Origin of the sequence: Mesorhizobium sp. M7A.F.Ca.CA.002.09.1.1 (genome assembly GCF_003998555.1) — a bacterium.
In the GTDB taxonomy this organism is placed as follows: Bacteria; Pseudomonadota; Alphaproteobacteria; order Rhizobiales; family Rhizobiaceae; genus Mesorhizobium; species Mesorhizobium ciceri.
This window is the reverse complement of record NZ_RZRR01000978.1, coordinates 1-1,949: the sequence shown is the minus strand read 5'-3', so window position 1 is coordinate 1,949 and position 1,949 is coordinate 1. Positions and strand designations below refer to the sequence as shown.

Annotated in this window: 2 protein-coding genes and 1 pseudogene; all 3 read left to right on the top strand. The window is 64.7% G+C overall.

The window, feature by feature from the left end; genetic code table 11:
- Nucleotides 1-870: pseudogene (locus EN994_RS29135) on the top strand (NAD(P)/FAD-dependent oxidoreductase); the annotation flags it as partial.
- Between the two features lie 5 nt (nucleotides 871-875).
- Nucleotides 876-1,205 carry a nitrite reductase small subunit NirD gene (gene nirD, locus EN994_RS29130; protein WP_063168698.1) on the top strand — a complete coding sequence of 110 codons (330 nt, stop codon included), beginning with the start codon at nucleotides 876-878 and terminating at the stop codon, nucleotides 1,203-1,205.
- Between the two features lie 4 nt (nucleotides 1,206-1,209).
- On the top strand, nucleotides 1,210-1,949 hold a 740-nt coding region (locus EN994_RS29125), incomplete at its 3' end, for a molybdopterin-dependent oxidoreductase (RefSeq protein WP_164746304.1).

Sequence of the window (1,949 nt, the reverse complement as noted above, 5' to 3'; positions counted from 1 at the left end):
CTCAATTACTATCTCGTCTGCGACTGGCCGGACGACTACGCCGACGACTACCAGTCGCGCTTCATCAACGAGCGCGTCCACGCCAACATCCAGAAGGATGGCACCTATTCGGTGGTGCCGCGCATGTGGGGCGGGGTGACCAATGCCGCTGAACTGCGCGCCATCGCCGACGTTGTCGACAAGTTTGAAATCCCGATGGTCAAGGTCACCGGCGGCCAGCGCATCGACATGCTCGGCATCCGCAAGGAAGACCTGCCGGCGGTGTGGGCCGATCTCGGCCAGGCCGGCTTCGTCTCCGGCCACGCCTATGCCAAGGGGTTGCGCACGGTGAAGACCTGCGTCGGCTCGGACTGGTGCCGCTTCGGCACGCAGGATTCGACGGGCCTCGGCATCCGCATCGAAAAATTCATGTGGGGCTCGTGGACGCCGGCCAAGGTCAAGATGGCGGTGTCGGGTTGCCCCAGGAATTGCGCCGAGGCGACCTGCAAGGATGTCGGCGTGATCTGCGTCGACTCCGGTTACGAGATCCATTTTGCCGGCGCGGCCGGCCTCGACATCAAGGGCACCGAAGTACTCGGCCTGGTCAGAACCGAGGACGAGGCGCTGGAGCATATCGTGGCGCTGACGCAGATGTACCGCGAGCAGGGCCGCTACCTCGAGCGCATCTACAAATGGGCCAAGCGCATCGGCATCCCCGAGATCAAGCGCCAGATCATGGACGATGGCGACAAGCGCAAGGCCTATTACGAGCGCTTCGTCTTCAGCCAGAAATTCGCCCAGGTCGACCCGTGGTCGGAACGCGTTTCCGGCAAGGACAAGCACGAATTCCGGCCAATGGCTTCGGTCGGTTTTGCGCAGGCGGCGGAGTGAGCGTCATGAACTGGATATCGATAGGCTCTCTCTCCGACATCCCTCGCCGCGGCGCGCGCTGCGTCGCCACGCCGGAAGGAAAAATCGCGGTCTTCCGCACCCAGGACGATCAGGTCTACGCCATCGACGACCATTGCCCGCACAGAGGCGGACCGCTCAGCCAGGGCATCGTGCACGGCGCGGCGGTGACCTGTCCCTTGCACAATTGGGTGATTTCGCTGGAAACGGGCAAGGCGCTCGGCGCCGACGAGGGCGCGGTGCGCACCATTCCGGTGCGGATCGAAGGCGAGCATCTGTTCATTGCGCTGGAAGCGCTGGTCAGCCGCGCGGCCTGACCCCATGGAGATCGATGAAGCGCGCGAGGTGAGGACCACCTGCCCCTATTGCGGGGTGGGCTGCGGCGTGCTGGCGAAGGTCGCCGCGGACGGGCAAGTGTCCGTGCGCGGCGACCCCGACCACCCGGCCAATTTCGGCCGGCTCTGCTCCAAGGGCTCGGCACTGGCCGAGACCATCGATCTCGACGGCAGGCTGCTTCATCCAGAGATCCACGGCCGCCGCGCCGGCTGGGACGAGGCGCTCGACCTCGTCGCCTCGACCTTCTCGCAAACCATTGCCGAGCACGGGCCCGATGCGGTCGCCTTCTATGTCTCCGGCCAGTTGCTGACCGAGGACTACTACGTCGCCAACAAGCTGATGAAGGGCTTTGTCGGCTCCGCCAATATCGACACCAATTCGCGCCTGTGCATGGCCTCTTCGGTCGCCGGCCACCGCCGCGCTTTCGGCTCCGACACCGTGCCCGGAACCTATGACGATCTGGAGCTTGCCGACCTGATCGTGCTGGTCGGCTCCAATCTCGCCTGGTGCCATCCGGTGCTCTACCAGCGCATCGCGGCTGCCCGGGAAAAGCGGCCGGAGATGAAGATCGTGCTGGTCGACCCGCGTCGCACCATGACCGCTGACATTGCCGATATGCATCTGGCGATCGCGCCGGATGGCGACATCGCTTTGTTCACCGGGCTGCTCGCCTACCTCGGCCAGCACAATGCGCTCGACCGCACCTATATCACGACGCACACGAC